The organism is Streptomyces sp. S.PNR 29 (genome assembly GCF_030386795.1).
Taxonomy (GTDB): Bacteria; Actinomycetota; Actinomycetes; order Streptomycetales; family Streptomycetaceae; genus Streptomyces.
Genome location: NZ_JANUQM010000007.1, coordinates 372,867 through 390,094, shown reverse-complemented (window position 1 = coordinate 390,094; position 17,228 = coordinate 372,867). Strand labels below are relative to the sequence as shown.

Below are 17,228 nucleotides of genomic sequence, written 5' to 3'. Positions count from 1 at the left end.
CGGACCAGCTCCGTCGCCGTAAACGGCTTCCCATCTACGTAAGGATCCAATGACCTCCTCTTCTTCCCCTTCCCAGGACACCAAGCGCCTCGCGCGCGCCTACGCCGAAGGTCTTCGGGCCGATGCCCTGATGGAAGAGGACGTCGCCTGGAGCCCCGAGATCGACGGAGAGTGGGACGGCGACCAGTTCGACCGCTCCGACCGCGCGGCTCTGCGCCGTGTGGTGGGCCTGTCCACCGAGCTCGAAGACGTCACCGAGGTCGAGTACCGCCAGCTGCGTCTGGAGCGGGTCGTCCTCGTCGGCGTCTGGACCTCGGGAACCGTGCAGGACGCGGAGAACTCCCTCGCCGAGCTCGCCGCCCTCGCGGAGACCGCGGGCGCTCTGGTGCTCGACGGCGTGATCCAGCGCCGCGACAAGCCCGACGCGGCGACGTACATCGGCTCCGGCAAGGCCGAGGAACTGCGCGACATCGTGCTCGAAACGGGCGCGGACACCGTCATCTGCGACGGTGAGCTCAGCCCGGGCCAGCTGATCCACCTCGAAGACGTCGTCAAGGTCAAGGTCATCGACCGTACGGCCCTGATCCTGGACATCTTCGCCCAGCACGCCAAGTCCCGAGAGGGCAAGGCGCAGGTCGCGCTCGCGCAGATGCAGTACATGCTGCCGAGGCTGCGCGGCTGGGGGCAGTCGCTGTCCCGGCAGATGGGTGGTGGCCGCGGCGGCCTCGCGACGCGTGGTCCCGGTGAGACCAAGATCGAGACGGACCGGCGCCGGATCCGCGAGAAGATGGCGAAGATGCGCCGGCAGATCGCGGACATGAAGGCCGGCCGCGACATCCAGCGCCAGGAGCGCAAGCGCCACAAGGTGCCCTCGGTCGCCATCGCCGGCTACACCAACGCCGGCAAGTCCTCCCTGCTCAACCGCCTCACCGGCGCGGGCGTGCTGGTGGAGAACGCCCTGTTCGCGACCCTCGACCCGACCGTGCGCCGGGCCGAGACCCCGAGCGGACGGCTGTACACGCTGGCGGACACCGTCGGCTTCGTCCGCCATCTGCCGCACCACCTGGTCGAGGCGTTCCGCTCCACGATGGAGGAGGTCGGCGACTCCGACCTGATCCTGCACGTGGTCGACGGATCGCACCCGGCTCCGGAGGAGCAGCTGGCCGCCGTGCGCGAGGTGATCAGGGACGTCGGCGCCACCGACGTACCCGAGATCGTCGTGATCAACAAGGCCGACCTGGCCGACCCGCTGGTGCTCCAGCGGCTGCTCCGGGTCGAGAAGCGCTCCATCGCCGTCTCGGCCCGCACCGGCCAGGGCATCGAGGAACTGCTCGCCCTGATCGACAACGAGCTGCCGCGTCCCTCGGTCGAGATCGAGGCGCTCGTGCCGTACACCCACGGCAAGCTCGTCGCCCGCGCTCATGACGAGGGTGAGGTGATCTCCGAGGAGCACACCCCGGAGGGCACCCTGCTCAAGGTGCGGGTGCACGAGGAACTGGCGGCCGAGCTGGCACCGTACGTGCCGGCCGCGACCGCCTGATCGACGACCGAAGGCCCGCCCCCTGGCGCGCAGGGGGGCGGGCCTTCATCGCATCGGCGTCACCGACCGCCGTACGTCCTGCTCATGTTCTGGTACAGCGCCTCGGCCTCCCGGCCCAGCTGCGGGCCCGCGAGCCAGGTGTTGTCGAGCGGACCGATCGACGTGTTGGAGACCAGCACGGTCTTGCCGTTCTGCACCCGGAACCAGCCGCCGCCGGACGATCCGCCGGTCATGGTGCAGCCGATGCGGTACATCGTCGGCAGCGAGGGGCTCAGCGAGAACCGGCCCGGCTGATCGATGCACTTGAACATCTTCAGACCGTTGTACGGCGGCGCCGCCGGGTAACCCCAGGCGCCCATCTTGGCGACCTCGGTCGCCGACGGGGCGGAGAAGTCCACGTCCAGCGCGGCGCCGACCGTCTCCTCCAGGGACTTGGCGCCGGACTCCGGCTTCACGTGCAGCACGGCGTAGTCGTACGCGGCGCCGTCGCCGCCGGTCTCCGAGCCGCCCTTGATCCACTCGTTGGAGGTGGAGGCCCAGTCCGCCCACCAGTTGCCGTAGGGCGCGATCTCCGTCGGGTTCGCGTTGCTCAGTTCGGCCTCGGGCTTGCCGAGGTCGTTGTAGGCCGGGACGAAGACGATGTTGCGGTACCAGCCGCCGCTGCCGCCGGCGTGCACACAGTGGCCGGCCGTCCAGACGAGGTTGGACTTGCCCGGGTGGTTGACGTCCTTGATGACCGTGCCGGAGCAGACGGCCGGACCCTCGGGCGAGTCGAAGAAGACCTTGCCGACCGGGGCCGCGTTCTTGTGGTACGGCGTCTTCTCGGCCGCTGCCCGGACGGGCGCCGGCTCCGGGTCGCTGACGCCCCGGCCGCCCGCCGCGTCCTTCGTCGAGACCGTCTTGTCGGCCTCCTTCGCGGACTGCATCCGCTCCGGTTTCCAGAGGCCCTCGATCACCGGGTTGACGAAGTCCTTGGCCTCACTGAGCCACTTGTCCTTGTCCCAGTCCTTCCAGCCGCCGTTCTTCCACCGGTCGACATCGATGCCGTGCTCCTTGAGCTTGTTCGCGAGGTCGGCCGGAATCCGGACCTTGCCGCCGCCGGCGGCCTGGGAGGTGGTGGCGCCCGGCTCGGCGTCCGCGTCGGTGCCGCTCGAACCAGCACAGGCGGTCGCGGTGAGCGCCAGGGCCGCGACGAGCCCGGTGGCGGCGAGGACGGTGCGTCGCCCGCGCCTGGGCGCGGAGGGCGTACGTGTGGAACGCATGGTGCGTTGACCCCCGTTGACATGTGCGTAAGTCATGTGCTTGTCACGGTGACGGGCACCGCTGAGACGGGCCCGCCACGATCGACTCCCCACTATGCCCGTCGAGTTGAGGTCTTACGGCGGTGGCGTGGTGAAGGTTTCCGTCACCGACCGGCGAACTTGCCGCTCACCGCGTCGTACACGCCCTTGGCCTCCGCGCCCAGCCGCGGACCGGCCAGCCAGCCCGATGTCACCGGGCCTATCGAGGTGTTGGACACCAGCGCCGGCTTGCCGTCGGCACCCGTAGCGACCCAGCCGCCCCCCGACGAACCGCCGGTCATCGTGCAGCCGATCCGGTACATCGTCGGTTCCGACGTGTTGATCGACAGCCGGCCCGGCCTGTCCTGGCACCGGTACAGCTTCTGCCCGTCGTAGGGCGGCGCGGCCGGGTAGCCGATCGCCGTCACGCTCCTCACCTTCGGCGCGGCCGGGGCGTCGAAGTCCACCGGCAGTGCCGAACCGACCGTCTCCTCCAGCGACTTGCCTCCGCTGCCCTCCTCCGGCGTCACATGGATGACGGCGTAGTCGTACGAGGCACCGTCGCCGCCCGTCGAACCGCCCTGCTCGATCCACTGGTCCGAGGTCTGCGCCCAGTCAGCCCACCAGACGCCGTAGGGAGCGGCCTCCTCCTTGGTGGCGTTCCGCAGTTGCGCGGCCGGCTTGCCCGCGTTGTTGTACGACGGCACGAACGCGATGTTCCGGTACCAGCCGCCCTTCTTGCCGGCGTGCACACAGTGGCCCGCCGTCCACACCAGGTTGGACTTGCCGGGGTGGGCCGGGTCCTTCACGACCGTCGCCGAGCAGACCATCGTGCCCTCGGGGGAGTCGAAGAAGACCTTCCCGGCTGTGGCGGCGTTGGCGTGGTACGTCGGTGGCACGGCCTGCGCGGCCACCGGCTCCGGCGTCGGGTCGGTGACGCCCTGGTCACCGGAGAGGTCGCTCTCGTCGACGCCGTGGTCCGGCTCCTCGGCGTCCCGCATGCGGTCCGGGTCCCACAGGCCCTCGATGATCGGGTTGACGTAGTCCTGGGCCTCGCGCAGCCAGTCGTCCCGGTCCCAGTTCTTCCAGGCGCCGTTCCTCCACTTGTCGATGTCGATCCCGTGTTCCTTGAGCTTGTCCTTGAGCCCGTCCGGGATCCTGATCCTGCCGTCACCGGCATCCGACGCCGACGCGGAGGCCGAAGCCCCGCCGGCCGCCTCGGGTTCCCCCGACTCGCAGGCGGTGGCGGTGAGCGCGAGCGCCGAGGCGAGGGCGAGGTGAACGGTGAACGACGGCCGTATGGATCGCATCCTGGTGATTCCCCCTGCTGTGACAAAGCGTGGTGCCGGTGCCGGTGCCGGTGCCGTGAAGTCACGGGTGATCTCACGGCGCCCTGGAACGGCACACACACTATGTGCTCGCCGTGGGAGAGCTCCGGCTGAACGGCAACGGGTTCGCTACTGGGCGCCTGAGCCGGCGAGGCATCGGTCGGGCGGCCGGCCAAGGATTTCGGAGCAACCCGTAACCCGGTGAGCGGTCCGGGGTTGGTAGCGGTGGGGGGCCTGCTGTCCGTGTGCGGTCCCCTGTGCCCGTGGCGTTGCGAGCAGCCGACTCGCCAGTGGACAGCGGGAGGACCAGGGAGCCGTGGCGGAGTCTGCGTCTGCGTATGGAGGGCCTTCTGGGGCGCGTGGCGGTGAGGGGGCGCCTTCCGGGGTGAAGGGCGGTGAGGGGGCGCCTTCCGGGGCGCGGGTGGCGCACGAAGGGAGCCTGCGGCGCCAATCGGCGCGCGAGTCGGCGGCACGCACGTATGCGCACGCTCTGCCGATCGTGCCGGTCCGGGCGCGGGGGCTCACCATCGAGGGCGCGGACGGCCGCCGCTACCTCGACTGCCTCTCCGGCGCGGGGACACTCGCCCTGGGACACAACCACCCGGTCGTCCTGGAGGCGATCCGCAAGGTCCTCGACTCCGGGGCGCCGCTGCACGCCCTCGATCTGGCCACACCCGTCGAGGACGCCTTCATCACCGAGTTGTTCCGCACGCTGCCGCCCGGATTCGCCGCCCACGCGCGCGTGCGGTTCTGTGGACCGGCGGGCACGGACGCGGTGCAGGCTGCCGTCCAGCTCGTACGAGCCGCGACCGGGCGGACCGGCGTGCTCGCGTTCACCGGCGCCGACCACGGCACGACCAGCGGGGCGCTGGGGTCGCCCGAAGACATCTCCGGCACCCCGATCGCGCACGTGCCCCACTCGCAGGACCGTCGCTGCCCATCCGGCGCGGGAGGCGAACGCGGCACCGAACTCGCGCTCCGCTGGACCGAGTCCGTCCTCGACGACCCCGAGTCGGGGACGCCGCTGCCCGCCGGAGTGATCCTTGAGCCGGTCCGGGGCGAGGCCGGCGTGGTCCCCGCGCCCGACGCGTGGATGCGACGCATACGGCAGATCACGGCCGACCGGTCCATCCCGCTGATCGCCGACGAGACCCGGACGGGCGTCGGCCGGACCGGGGCCTTCTGGGCGGTGGAGCACAGCGGTGTCACCCCCGACGTGATGGTGCTCTCGAAGGCGATCGGTGGGAGCCTGCCGCTGGCGGTCGTGGTCCACCGGGACGACCTCGGCCCTTGGCAACCCGATTCCCTTGCCGCCACCTTCCGCGGCAACCAACTCGCCATGGCCGCCGGCACGGCGACACTCGCCTACGTCCGCGAGAACCGACTCGCCGAGCGGGCGGCTGCGCTGGGGGACCGCATGCTGGGGCAGCTGCGGGCGGTGGCGGGGGAGTTCGCCTGCATCGGTGAGGTGCGTGGGCGGGGGCTGATGCTCGGGGTCGCGGTGGTGGATCCGGAGCGGGGGGCTGCGGCTGGTGGGGGTGCCGGCTCCGAACTCGCGGCCGCCATCCAGCGGGAGTGCCTCCGGCGGGGTCTGATCGTCGACCTCGGCGGTCGGCACGCGAGCGTCCTACGGCTGCTTCCGCCGCTGACGATCACCGATGAGCAGGCGTCCGCGGTCCTCGACCGACTGGCCGACGCGGTGCGGGCGGTGGACGACGGCAGCTTTCGGACCCCGGACGCGTGAGGGACCTCGGGTCCTTCGACCGGGAGTGAATTGCCCTGATAGTGCCTAAATGTTCTGAAGGTCTCGGATACCTCGGATACTCCGGGGGAGCCCCGACCGCTTCGAAGAGGAACCGTCTTGAACACCATCCCCGCACCTCACAACCGCTCTCTCCCACAGACGGACCGCTCGTCCCACGCACCGGCGCCGCTCCAGCGGACGCCCGCATCGGTCCCTCGCCAGGAGGGCGCGGGGCGGGGCGCCGAGTTGTTGCACGGTGCCACCACCGACCTCCTGGAGCATCCCGACCCCCATACCGCCGCCCAGGCCGCGGCCGTGGAGAACCTGCTGCGTTGCTGGGTGCGGGAGCACAGCCTGCCCGCCCCCGACGACGGCATCCTCCGCATCCCCCTGCCGGCCGGTGGCACCGCCCTGCTCGCTCCGGTCCACTACTGGTCCCCGACGGGCTGGCACCGCTTCGGCCTCCCGTATCTGGCCGACGCCCTCGAACAGATCCCTGAACAGATCCCTGAACAGTCCCGCGAGAAGTGTCCCGAACATTCCCGAACGGTGGACGCCGTCACGGTGGCGGCACTGCTCACCAGAGAGACGCTCAACGGGAGGCATGCGCAGGGCGGTGGAGAGGCGACCGGTGACGCGGGGACCGCTGTCGACCTCGTGGCACGCGTCGCCGACTCCCTCCGCCGGACGGCCACCTTCATCAGCGACCGCCGGGAACGTCCCTCCGACACCCCCGACCTCTTCCTCTCCGCCGAACAATCCCTCGTACTCGGACACCCTCTGCACCCGGCCCCCAAGAGTCGTGAAGGACTCTCAGCGGCCGAAGCACGGCTGTACTCACCCGAGTTGCGCGGCTCCTTCCCCCTGCACTGGATGGCTGTCGCTCCCGCCGTACTCGCCACCGACTCCGCCTGGACCGAACGCGGCCGCCCACTCACCGCAGCCCAGCTCACCGCACGCCTCGCCGGAACCGGGCTCAGGCTGCCGGACGGGTACGTGGCGCTCCCTGTGCACCCCTGGCAGCTGCGCGAGATCCGGCACCGTACCGAGACCGCCGCCCTGCTGGACGCCGGACTGCTCCGGGACCTCGGGGCGCACGGCGCCCCCTGGCACCCCACCTCTTCCGTACGAACCGTCTACCGAACCGGCGCCCCCGCCATGCTCAAGCTGTCGCTGGGCCTGCGCATCACCAACTCCCGCCGGGAGAACCTCCGCAAGGAGCTGCACCGAGGCGTCGAGGTCCACCGTCTGCTCCGCAGCGGACTGTCCCCGCAATGGCGGGCGGCGCACCCTCACTTCGACATCGTCCGCGACCCGGCCTGGCTCGCCGTCGACGGACCGGACGGCAGGCCCGTGCCGGGACTCGACGTGATGATCCGGCACAACCCGTTCACCCCCGCGGACGACGTCTCCTGCATCGCCGGACTCGTCGCACCCCGGCCCCGTGCCCGGGCGGGCACGTCCGAGGGCCGGCCGGAGGAGGCCCACGGTCCCGCCGCACGCTCCCGTCTGGCCGAGCTCGTCACGCGCCTCGCCGAGCGAACCGGGCGCCCCCGCGGCGCCGTTGCTGCCGAGTGGTTCCTGCGCTACCTCGAACAGGTCGTACGCCCCGTGCTCTGGCTGGACGCAGAGGCGGGCATCGCCCTGGAGGCACATCAGCAGAACACGCTGCTCCTGCTGGATGCCGACGGCTGGCCCGCGGGCGGCCGCTACCGCGACAACCAGGGTTACTACTTCCGCGCGTCACGGCGCGCCGAACTCCAGGCCCGGCTGCCCGGCATCGGCGCGCACAGCGACACCTTCGTCCCCGACGACGTCACCGACGAGCGCTTCACGTACTACCTCGCGGTCAACAACGTGCTGGGCCTCATCGGTGCCTTCGGCTCCCAGCGCCTCGCCGACGAACGACTGCTGCTCGCCGCCTTGCGACGCTTCCTCAGCCGTGCCGCCTCCGGCCCGGACCGGCTGCGCACCCCACTGCCCGCACGCCTGCTCGACTCACCCGTCCTGCGCTGCAAGGCCAACCTGCTGACCCGGCTGCACGGCCTCGACGAACTCGCGGGCCCCGTCGACGCCCAGTCCGTCTACGTCACCATCGCCAACCCCCTGCACTCCTGACCACCACTCCTGACCACCGGAACCCCTCCCACCCTCTACGAGCTTGAGGACCGCGCCCCCCCAACGCCTCACCCCGCCTCCTGAGAGGAGCGTCGCCGTGCCTCCGACCGACGCGAGCGCCGACGCCGGTTCAGCCCCGACCGCCGACACCCGCACCGAAACCAGCCCCGATACGGACGAGAACAGCGCCGGTACGGACAACGAGGACACGCTGGAGCTGCACCTGACCGAGGAACTCGCCGCGCTCCTCATGGAGGACCCCGACGTCGGCGACGACAGCCCGGAGGGTGCCCGGGGCACGGCACGGTCCGCTTCCCCCGCCCCGCTCCGAGACGCCTCCGCCCCTTCACCCGGAGGCGACTCCCTCGTCCTCCCCGGCGACGATCTCCTCGACCACATCGTCGACTGGGGCCCGACCGTCACCCCCGTGGGTGTGTTCCATCTCGTACCCATCCGCGTCGAACGAGACCTTCCGCTCGTCAGCCGCTGGATGAACGACCCAGCCGTCGCGGCGTTCTGGGCCCTGGCCGGACCGCGGAGCGTGACGGAGGACCACGTGAGGGCCCAGCTCGACGGAGACGGCCGCAGCGCCCCCTGCGTAGGCGTGCTGGACGGCATGCCGATGAGCTACTGGGAGATCTACCGGGCCGACCTCGACCCGCTGGCCCGCTACTATCCCGCCCGGCCTCACGACACCGGAGTCCACCTCCTCATCGGGGAGGCCGCCGATCGTGGACGGGGCGTCGGCAGCACCCTGCTCAGAGCCGTCGCCGACCTTGTTCTCGACCAGCGGCCCGCCTGCGCACGCGTCGTCGCGGAACCCGACCTGCACAACATCCCCTCCGTCGCCGCCTTCCTGAGCGCCGGCTTCCGGTTCTCCGCCGAGATCGACCTGCCCGCCAAGCGGATCGCCCTGATGATCCGAGACCGGGCTCTGCGCGACCTGCTGTAGCACCGCCTTCCGCCCAACCCCTCCAGCAGACCACCCACACCACCCCGCCCCCGCCGCCCCGATGCCCGTCCGCACCGACACCGACGTCCCGGCCTGCCTACCCGCTCCAGCCCCCACCGAGCTGACCCGTCCACCAGCCACCGACAGCCACCGACCTCATGTCCCACGACCAACCGCCCCGACCCCGTTTCGCGCCATCACAGCCATCCGCCCTGCTCACCCCCGCTCTCCCGCCCCGTCCCGAGGAGCCCGACGTCTTGATCCCACCCTCCGTCCCCGCCTTGCTCACCCGTTTGTCAGTGCCGGGCCGTAGGGTGGTCGCGCTATGACGAAGCCCTCACTCCCCGAACTCCTGCACGCTGCCGTCACCGCCGTCGGTGGCACGGAGCGTCCCGGCCAGGTGGCCATGGCCGAAGCCGTCGCGGAAGCGATCGACGACGGTTCCCATCTGCTGGTCCAGGCCGGCACCGGCACCGGAAAGTCGCTGGGATATCTGGTGCCCGCGCTCGCCCACGGTGAGCGGGTCGTCGTCGCGACCGCGACCCTGGCCCTGCAGCGCCAGCTCGTGGAGCGTGACCTGCCGCGCACGGTCGAGGCGCTGCACCCGCTGCTGCGCCGCCGCCCGGAGTTCGCGATGCTCAAGGGCAGGTCGAACTACCTGTGCCTGCACCGCCTCCACGAGGGAGTCCCGCAGGACGAGGAGGAGGGCCTCTTCGACCAGTTCGAGGCGGCCGCCCCCACCAGCAAGCTGGGCCAGGACCTGCTGCGGCTGCGCGACTGGGCGGACGAGACCGAGAGCGGCGACCGCGACGACCTCACGCCCGGGGTCTCCGACCGGGCCTGGGCGCAGGTCTCCGTCTCCTCGCGCGAGTGCCTCGGGGCTTCCAAGTGCGCCTACGGCGCCGAATGCTTCGCGGAGATGGCCCGCGAGCGCGCCAAGCTCTCCGATGTGGTCGTCACCAACCACGCGCTGCTCGCGATCGACGCCATCGAGGGCGCGCCGGTCCTTCCGCAGCACGAGGTGCTGATCGTCGACGAGGCGCACGAGCTGGTCTCCCGGGTCACCGGGGTCGCCACCGGCGAGCTCACCCCCGGTCAGGTCAACCGAGCGGTGCGCAGAGCGGCGAAACTCGTCAACGAGAAGGCCGCCGACCAGCTCCAGACCGCCGCCGAGGGCTTCGAGCGGCTGATGGAGCTGGCGCTGCCGGGCCGACTGGAGGAGATCCCGGAGGACCTCGGCTACGCGCTCATGGCGCTGCGCGACGCCTGCCGTACGGTCATCTCCGCGATCGGAGCCACCCGCGACAAGTCCGTCGAGGACGAGAACGCGGTCCGCAAGCAGGCGCTGGCATCGGTCGAGAACGTGCACGACGTGGCGGAACGGATCGTGAACGGCTCCGAGTGGGACGTCGTCTGGTACGAGCGTCACGATCGCTTCGGAGCCTCCCTGCGCGTCGCCCCCATGTCCGTGTCGGGCCTGCTGAGGGAGAAGCTCTTCGCGGACCGCTCGGTCGTCCTGGCTTCCGCGACCCTGAAGCTGGGCGGCGACTTCAACGGTGTCGGCGCCTCCCTGGGGCTGGCCCCGGAGGGCACGGAGGGCGACGACGTCCCGAAGTGGAAGGGCGTCGACGTCGGCTCGCCCTTCGACTACCCCAAGCAGGGCATCCTGTACGTCGCGAAGCATCTGTCGCGCCCCGCGCGGGACGGCGACCGTGCGGACATGCTCGATGAGCTCACGGAGCTCATTCAGGCGGCCGGCGGCCGCACCCTGGGCCTGTTCTCCTCCATGCGGGCGGCCCAGCTGGCCGCCGAGGAGCTGCGCTCCCGCATCCCGGAGTTCCCGATCCTCCTCCAGGGCGAGGAGACCCTCGGCGAGCTGATCAAGAACTTCGCTGCCGACCCGAAGACCTGCCTCTTCGGCACGCTCTCGCTCTGGCAGGGCGTCGACGTGCCCGGGCCCAGCTGCCAGCTGGTCGTCATGGACAAGATCCCGTTCCCGCGCCCGGACGACCCGTTGATGAGCGCCCGCCAGAAGGCGGTGGAGGACGCGGGCGGCAACGGCTTCATGGCGGTCGCCGCCACGCATGCGGCGCTGCTCATGGCCCAGGGCGCCGGCCGCCTCGTACGGGCCTCGGGCGACCGCGGTGTGGTCGCCGTACTGGACCAGCGCCTCGCCACGGCTCGGTACGGCAGCTATCTGAAGGCGTCGCTGCCCGACTTCTGGTACACCACGGACCGTAACCAGGTGCGTAAGTCGCTGGCCGCGATCGACGCGGTGGCGAAGCAGACTGAAGCCGGATAATCGGTTGGCCTGCCCCACTGCCGGGACAGGCCAACCCCTGACCGCGTCCATCCGTCACCAGGTCGGAAGCCACACGCCACAGGGAGCCGGAAGCCACGCGCCGCAAGGGGCCGGAGGCCAGGAGCCGCAGGGGACTGGAAGCCCCACGGGCCGCAGGTAGCCCGGACAGCACAGGGCCCCGGAACCGGCGCAGGGGTCCCGGGGCCCGGTCAAAGAGCGGGGCTCACCCGCCCGCCGCAGCCGTCACACGCGCCGCAGCACCGCCACGACCTTGCCCAGGATGGTCGCGTCGTCACCCGGAATCGGCTCGTACGCCGAGTTGTGCGGCAGGAGCCAGACATGGCCGTCCTCGCGCTTGAAGCGCTTGACGGTGGCCTCGCCGTCGAGCATCGCGGCCACGATGTCGCCGTTCTCGGCGACCGGCTGGCGGCGGACCGTGACCCAGTCGCCGTCGCAGATGGCGGCCTCGATCATCGAATCGCCGACCACCTTCAGCACGAACAGTTCACCGTCGCCGACCAGCTGTCGGGGCAGCGGGAAGACGTCCTCGACGGACTCCTCGGCGAGGATCGGGCCACCGGCGGCGATGCGGCCGACCAGCGGGACGTACGACGCGGCCGGCTTGCCCGCGGTGTCGGTGGGCTGCACGGTGGCGGCCTGGTCGGAACCGCGCACCTCGTACGCGCGCGGGCGGTGCGGGTCGCGGCGCAGGAAGCCCTTGCGCTCCAGTGCCATCAGCTGGTGTGCGACGGAAGAGGTGCTGGAAAGTCCGACGGCCTGGCCGATCTCCCGCATGGACGGCGGGTAGCCGCGACGCTGCACCGAGTCCCTGATGACCTCGATCACCCGGCGCTGTCGGTCGGTGAGCCCGGAACTGTCCGCCCGGATGCCTGGAGGTCGGCCGGGCAGGGAACGCTTGTGCCCCTCGGTATTCGTGGCTTCGTTCATCGCATGCACCGGCTCGAATCGGCCCTGGGAGCGGTCCTGGGCAGTGATGGTGGCACTGTCTGCGGTGGTGGTCACGTCGGCCCCTCTCGATGGTCTCCCTGCTGGACAACGGTAGTTGCTTTCGAAAGGTTGCGCCAAACACACGTTCGAGTGAAAAAACGCGAATCACCCGGCGTGATCTTGCGTCTGGGTGTATGGCTACCGCAGTGCCTGGCGGGACAAAAGGGCCCATTGTTGTACCCTTCACCGCCGGGGTGGCGACCTCGTGGGTTGTCGCTCCAGTCTGCCATCCGGCATTCCGGCAAGCGGGCACCGGCTCTCATCTGTGCGGGAGTCGCACGCCCCCTCCTCCGGGCGCCCACGGTATCTCCGCATGTGTCGCAGCGATACGGCTGTGCACTCCGGAGAGCGAAACGGCTGTGCACTCCTGGGTGGGTGCGATGCACGACTCGCGCGGTACCCGCCCGTACGGATGCGACGCGCGTGTACGGCTGGATGTATGAGCCAATCCCCACATCTAGTGGTTGGATTGCAGCAGCGGCCCAGAAGTTGTGGTCCCCCGGGTCTTCGCGCTCTCGGAGATCGCCTATGCTTGGGGCTGCTTCATGGGGCCCGAGAGGCCTGTGAGGCTATTGAGTCTGCTGTGAGGAGGGTTGGAGTCCATGCACTGCCCCTTCTGCAGGCACCCCGACAGCCGTGTGGTCGACAGCCGTACGACCGACGACGGCACGTCGATCCGCAGGCGTCGCCAGTGCCCTGACTGCTCCCGTCGGTTCACGACCGTGGAGACGTGCTCGCTCATGGTGATCAAGCGGTCCGGGGTCACCGAACCGTTCAGCCGCACCAAGATCATCAACGGCGTGCGCAAGGCATGCCAGGGACGGCCCGTCACCGAGGACGCGCTCGCCCAGCTCGGCCAGCGGGTCGAGGAGGCGGTACGGGCCACCGGAAGCGCCGAGCTGACCACTCATGATGTGGGGCTGGCCATACTCGGGCCCTTGCAGGAGCTCGATCTTGTCGCCTATCTGCGGTTCGCCTCCGTCTACCGGGCGTTCGACTCGCTCGACGACTTCGAGGCCGCGATCGCGGAACTGAGGGAGCAGACGGGACACCCCGCCGCGGAGGACGGGGATCACGAGGGGCGCGAGGACGCTGTCGCGGGGAGCCAGGAAGACGACCGCGGGTCCGGAGGGGCTGCACAGGTCCCCGAGCCCGCAGGCACCGCCGACTGACCGGCGGGCCGGACCCGGACGCAAGCCCGGGCCCGGCCGGACGGCGGCGATGAGGAAGACCTGTTGCGGGCGGCAGCGAGGGTGCCCGCGACACCAGACAGAACACCGTGCCACGGGAACAACGGGGCACTTCAGGGCGTTTTCGCCCGTACAGGGAGGCGGCATGACAGAGACGGCGAGCGGTCCGGCACGGAGTAGCCGAGCCAAGAGCACGAAGGCCGGCAAGGGACTGCGTATCGAGCGCATCCACACCACCCCTGGGGTCCACCCCTACGACGAGGTGGCCTGGGAGCGCCGTGACGTCGTCATGACCAACTGGCGCGACGGCTCGGTCAACTTCGAGCAGCGCGGCGTCGAGTTCCCCGACTTCTGGTCGGTGAACGCGGTCAACATCGTCACCAGCAAGTACTTCCGCGGTGCCGTCGGCACCCCGCAGCGCGAGACCAGCCTCAAGCAGCTGATCGACCGCATCGTGAAGACGTACCGGAAGGCCGGTGAGGACCACAAGTACTTCGCCTCGCCCGCCGACGCCGAGATCTTCGAGCACGAGCTGGCGTACGCCCTCCTGCACCAGATCTTCAGCTTCAACAGCCCCGTCTGGTTCAACGTCGGCACGACCCAGCCCCAGCAGGTCTCCGCCTGCTTCATCCTGTCCGTCGACGACTCCATGGAGTCGATCCTCGACTGGTACAAGGAAGAGGGCATGATCTTCAAGGGCGGCTCCGGTGCCGGCCTGAACCTCTCCCGCATCCGCTCCTCCAAGGAGCTGCTCTCCTCCGGCGGCAACGCCTCCGGCCCGGTCTCCTTCATGCGCGGCGCCGACGCCTCCGCCGGCACGATCAAGTCCGGTGGCGCCACCCGCCGCGCCGCCAAGATGGTCGTCCTCGACGTGGACCACCCGGACATCGAGGACTTCATCGAGACCAAGGTCAAGGAGGAGGAGAAGATCCGCGTCCTGCGCGACGCCGGGTTCGACATGGACCTGGGTGGCGAGGACATCACCTCCGTCCAGTACCAGAACGCCAACAACTCGGTCCGCGTGAACGACGAGTTCATGAAGGCGGTCGAGGCCGGCGGCAACTTCGGCCTGCGCGGGCGGATGACCGGAGAGGTCATCGAGGAGGTCGACGCCAAGGCGCTCTTCCGCAAGATCGCCGAGGCAGCCTGGGCCTGCGCCGACCCCGGCATCCAGTACGACGACACCATCAACAACTGGCACACCTGCCCCGAGTCCGGCCGGATCACCGCGTCGAACCCGTGCAGCGAGTACATGCACCTGGACAACACGTCCTGCAACCTGGCCTCGCTGAACCTGATGAAGTTCCTGAAGGACGACGGCCTGGGCAACCAGTCCTTCGAGACCGAGCGCTTCCAGAAGGTCGTCGAGCTGGTCATCACCGCGATGGACATCTCCATCTGCTTCGCGGACTTCCCGACCCAGAAGATCGGCGAGAACACGCGCGCGTTCCGCCAGCTCGGCATCGGCTACGCCAACCTCGGCGCCCTGCTGATGGCCACCGGCCACGCCTACGACTCCGACGGCGGCCGTGCCCTCGCCGGCGCCATCACCTCCCTGATGACGGGTACGGCGTACCGCCGCTCCGCCGAACTCGCCGCGGTCGTCGGCCCGTACGACGGCTACGCCCGCAACGCCGACGCTCACAAGCGCGTCATGAAGCAGCACGCCGACGCCAACGGCACGGCCGTCCGCATGGACGACCTGGACACCCCGGTGTGGGCCGCCGCCACGGAGGCCTGGCAGGACGTGCTGCGCCTCGGCGAGAAGAACGGCTTCCGCAACTCCCAGGCGTCCGTCCTCGCCCCGACCGGCACCATCGGCCTCGCGATGTCCTGCGACACCACCGGTGTCGAGCCCGACCTCGCGCTGGTGAAGTTCAAGAAGCTGGTCGGCGGCGGCTCGATGCAGATCGTCAACGGCACCGTCCCGCAGGCCCTGCGCCGCCTGGGCTACCAGGAGGAGCAGGTCGAGGCGATCGTCGCCCACATCGCCGAGCACGGCAACGTGATCGACGCTCCCGGCCTCAAGCCCGAGCACTACGAGGTGTTCGACTGTGCCATGGGCGAGCGCGCCATCTCCCCGATGGGGCACGTCCGCATGATGGCCGCGATCCAGCCGTGGATCTCCGGCGCCATCTCCAAGACGGTCAACATGCCGGAGACGGCGACCGTCGAGGAGGTCGAGGAGATCTACTTCGAGGCCTGGAAGCTGGGCGTCAAGGCGCTCGCCATCTACCGCGACAACTGCAAGGTCGGCCAGCCTCTCTCCGCCAAGAAGAAGGAGGAGGAGAAGGCCGAGGAGCAGCCCGCCGCGGAGCCCACGATCGAGAAGGTCGTGGAGTACCGCCCGGTCCGCAAGCGCCTCCCGAAGGGACGTCCCGGCATCACCACGTCGTTCACCGTCGGCGGCGCCGAGGGCTACATGACCGCCAACTCCTACCCGGACGACGGTCTCGGCGAGGTCTTCCTGAAGATGTCCAAGCAGGGCTCGACCCTCGCGGGCATGATGGACGCCTTCTCCATCGCGGTCTCCGTCGGCCTGCAGTACGGCGTGCCGCTGGAGACGTACGTATCGAAGTTCACCAACATGCGCTTCGAGCCGGCCGGTATGACGGACGACCCGGACGTGCGGATGGCCCAGTCGATCGTCGACTACATCTTCCGCCGCCTGGCGCTGGACTTCCTGCCCTTCGAGACGCGTTCCGCGCTCGGCATTCACTCCGCCGAGGAGCGCCAGCGCCACCTGGAGACCGGTTCGTACGAGCCGGCCGACGACGAGGTCGACGTCGAGGGCCTGGCCCAGTCGGCGCCCCGCGCCCAGGAGCTGAAGGCCGTCAGCAGGCCGAGGACCGAGGCCGAGGCGGCCAAGCCCGCCCCGCAGCAGGCCCACACCAGTGCCGAACTGGTGGAGATGCAGCTGGGCATCCAGGCCGACGCCCCGCTGTGCTTCTCCTGCGGCACCAAGATGCAGCGGGCCGGTTCCTGCTACATCTGCGAGGGCTGCGGCTCGACCAGCGGCTGCAGCTGACGCGTAGTCCCTGAAACGGAAGGGCGCCGGCCTTGTGCCGGCGCCCTTCCGCCATCAACCGGGTACGAACGTCAGGACCGGCGCGCCGCGCCCATGGTCCTGGTGAAGGTCGTCGGGTCGCCCTCGAAGCCGTGGACGCCCGCGTGGAAGTTCCAGGCGCCGGACTCGTCACGGACGAACTCCGCCACCGTCGCCGCCGTCGCCCCGAGGACACCGCCGAAGTCGTCCTCGGCCAGAACGGTGTAGCCCTCGCGTATGCGCAGGCCCGGGTTGAGCACGCTGACGAACGTCCGTTCCGCGGGGCGTTGCTGGATGACGACACCCACCACCACGCGCGCGTACCGGCTGTCCAGCCGATTGAGCTCCAGCGTCATGACCTCGTCGTAGCCGAAGCCCTTGCCGTCCTTGCTGTCCCGGTTGAGATAGATGGTGCCGTCGGGGGAGCGGCTGTCGAAGTGCACCATGTAGGCGGGATCGCCGTGCGGATCGCTCGCCAGGTAGGTCGCGGCGACGATGTCCAGATCGGCGGGCGGCTGTCCCGCCGGATTCGGGTCCCACCTCAGTGCGATCTCGACCTTGCCGATTCCCTTGCTGAGGCCGCTCACAGACTTCCCCTTCCCCGGTCACGGTTCTGCCGTCCACCCCAACCACCGAGCACTAACGGCCGGTTGTCCATCCTGCCACGCGCGCGGGGGCGTGTGCGGCCGAGCTGTCCGCCGGAGAGTGACCGACGCCACG

The 17,228-nt window shown here is 70.1% G+C and carries 11 protein-coding genes; 7 read left to right on the top strand and 4 right to left on the bottom strand.

Features of this window, described 5'->3' with window-relative positions:
• The first annotated feature begins 49 nt into the window (after positions 1–49).
• Positions 50–1,540: a GTPase HflX gene (gene hflX, locus NW895_RS21285; protein WP_289937341.1), complete on the top strand. Its 1,491-nt coding sequence runs from the start codon at positions 50–52 to the stop codon at positions 1,538–1,540.
• Positions 1,541–1,599: 59 nt separating this feature from the next.
• On the opposite strand, the gene NW895_RS21280 is transcribed toward hflX, so the two are convergent.
• Both NW895_RS21280 and NW895_RS21275 read right to left on the bottom strand, forming a co-directional pair.
• Complete coding sequence (locus tag NW895_RS21280) at positions 1,600–2,802, bottom strand: hypothetical protein (protein WP_289937340.1); 1,203 nt, start codon at positions 2,800–2,802, stop codon at positions 1,600–1,602.
• A gap of 143 nt (positions 2,803–2,945) precedes the next feature.
• Positions 2,946–4,130 carry a hypothetical protein gene (locus tag NW895_RS21275; RefSeq protein ID WP_289937339.1) on the bottom strand — a complete coding sequence of 395 codons (1,185 nt, stop codon included), beginning with the start codon at positions 4,128–4,130 and terminating at the stop codon, positions 2,946–2,948.
• 403 nt (positions 4,131–4,533) lie between these two features.
• On the opposite strand from NW895_RS21275, the gene NW895_RS21270 reads away from it, so the two are divergent.
• The 4 genes from NW895_RS21270 (at position 4,534) to NW895_RS21255 (ending at position 11,264) form a co-directional block, all read left to right on the top strand.
• Positions 4,534–5,892 carry a diaminobutyrate--2-oxoglutarate transaminase family protein gene (locus NW895_RS21270; RefSeq protein WP_289937338.1) on the top strand — a complete coding sequence of 453 codons (1,359 nt, stop codon included), beginning with the start codon at positions 4,534–4,536 and terminating at the stop codon, positions 5,890–5,892.
• Between the two features lie 246 nt (positions 5,893–6,138).
• A complete protein-coding gene (locus tag NW895_RS21265) occupies positions 6,139–8,010 on the top strand; it encodes an IucA/IucC family protein (protein WP_289937401.1) in 1,872 nt (623 codons plus the stop codon).
• 97 nt (positions 8,011–8,107) lie between these two features.
• Positions 8,108–8,962, top strand: coding sequence for a GNAT family N-acetyltransferase (locus NW895_RS21260; RefSeq protein WP_289937337.1), 855 nt, complete (start codon positions 8,108–8,110; stop codon positions 8,960–8,962).
• A 325-nt stretch (positions 8,963–9,287) separates the two neighbouring features.
• Positions 9,288–11,264 (top strand): ATP-dependent DNA helicase, encoded by a 1,977-nt coding sequence (locus NW895_RS21255; protein ID WP_289937336.1) that lies wholly within the window; start codon positions 9,288–9,290, stop codon positions 11,262–11,264.
• 243 nt (positions 11,265–11,507) lie between these two features.
• On the opposite strand, the gene lexA is transcribed toward NW895_RS21255, so the two are convergent.
• Positions 11,508–12,287, bottom strand: a complete 780-nt coding sequence (gene lexA / locus NW895_RS21250) for a transcriptional repressor LexA (RefSeq protein WP_289937335.1) — start codon at positions 12,285–12,287, stop codon at positions 11,508–11,510.
• Positions 12,288–12,874: 587 nt separating this feature from the next.
• Between lexA and nrdR the strand changes: the two genes are divergently transcribed.
• Together nrdR and NW895_RS21240 are read left to right on the top strand one after the other, a co-directional pair.
• A complete protein-coding gene (gene nrdR / locus NW895_RS21245) occupies positions 12,875–13,444 on the top strand; it encodes a transcriptional regulator NrdR (RefSeq protein WP_289937334.1) in 570 nt (189 codons plus the stop codon).
• Between the two features lie 163 nt (positions 13,445–13,607).
• A complete protein-coding gene (locus tag NW895_RS21240) occupies positions 13,608–16,490 on the top strand; it encodes a vitamin B12-dependent ribonucleotide reductase (protein WP_289937333.1) in 2,883 nt (960 codons plus the stop codon).
• Between the two features lie 71 nt (positions 16,491–16,561).
• Here the strand turns inward: NW895_RS21240 and NW895_RS21235 are convergent, their stop codons facing one another.
• On the bottom strand, positions 16,562–17,095 hold the full coding sequence (locus NW895_RS21235) for a TerD family protein (RefSeq protein ID WP_289937332.1): 534 nt from the start codon (positions 17,093–17,095) through the stop codon (positions 16,562–16,564).
• Between the last annotated feature and the right edge of the window lie 133 nt (positions 17,096–17,228).

What these genes read in the sequence shown, in the direction of transcription:
- NW895_RS21240 (WP_289937333.1), top strand. Translation starts at nt 13,608, where the DNA reads ATGACAGAGACGGCGAGCGGTCCGGCACGGAGTAGCCGAGCCAAGAGC.
- NW895_RS21280 (WP_289937340.1), bottom strand. Translation starts at nt 2,802, where the DNA reads ATGCGTTCCACACGTACGCCCTCCGCGCCCAGGCGCGGGCGACGCACC.
- NW895_RS21275 (WP_289937339.1), bottom strand. Translation starts at nt 4,130, where the DNA reads ATGCGATCCATACGGCCGTCGTTCACCGTTCACCTCGCCCTCGCCTCG.
- hflX (WP_289937341.1), top strand. Translation starts at nt 50, where the DNA reads ATGACCTCCTCTTCTTCCCCTTCCCAGGACACCAAGCGCCTCGCGCGC.
- NW895_RS21255 (WP_289937336.1), top strand. Translation starts at nt 9,288, where the DNA reads ATGACGAAGCCCTCACTCCCCGAACTCCTGCACGCTGCCGTCACCGCC.
- nrdR (WP_289937334.1), top strand. Translation starts at nt 12,875, where the DNA reads ATGCACTGCCCCTTCTGCAGGCACCCCGACAGCCGTGTGGTCGACAGC.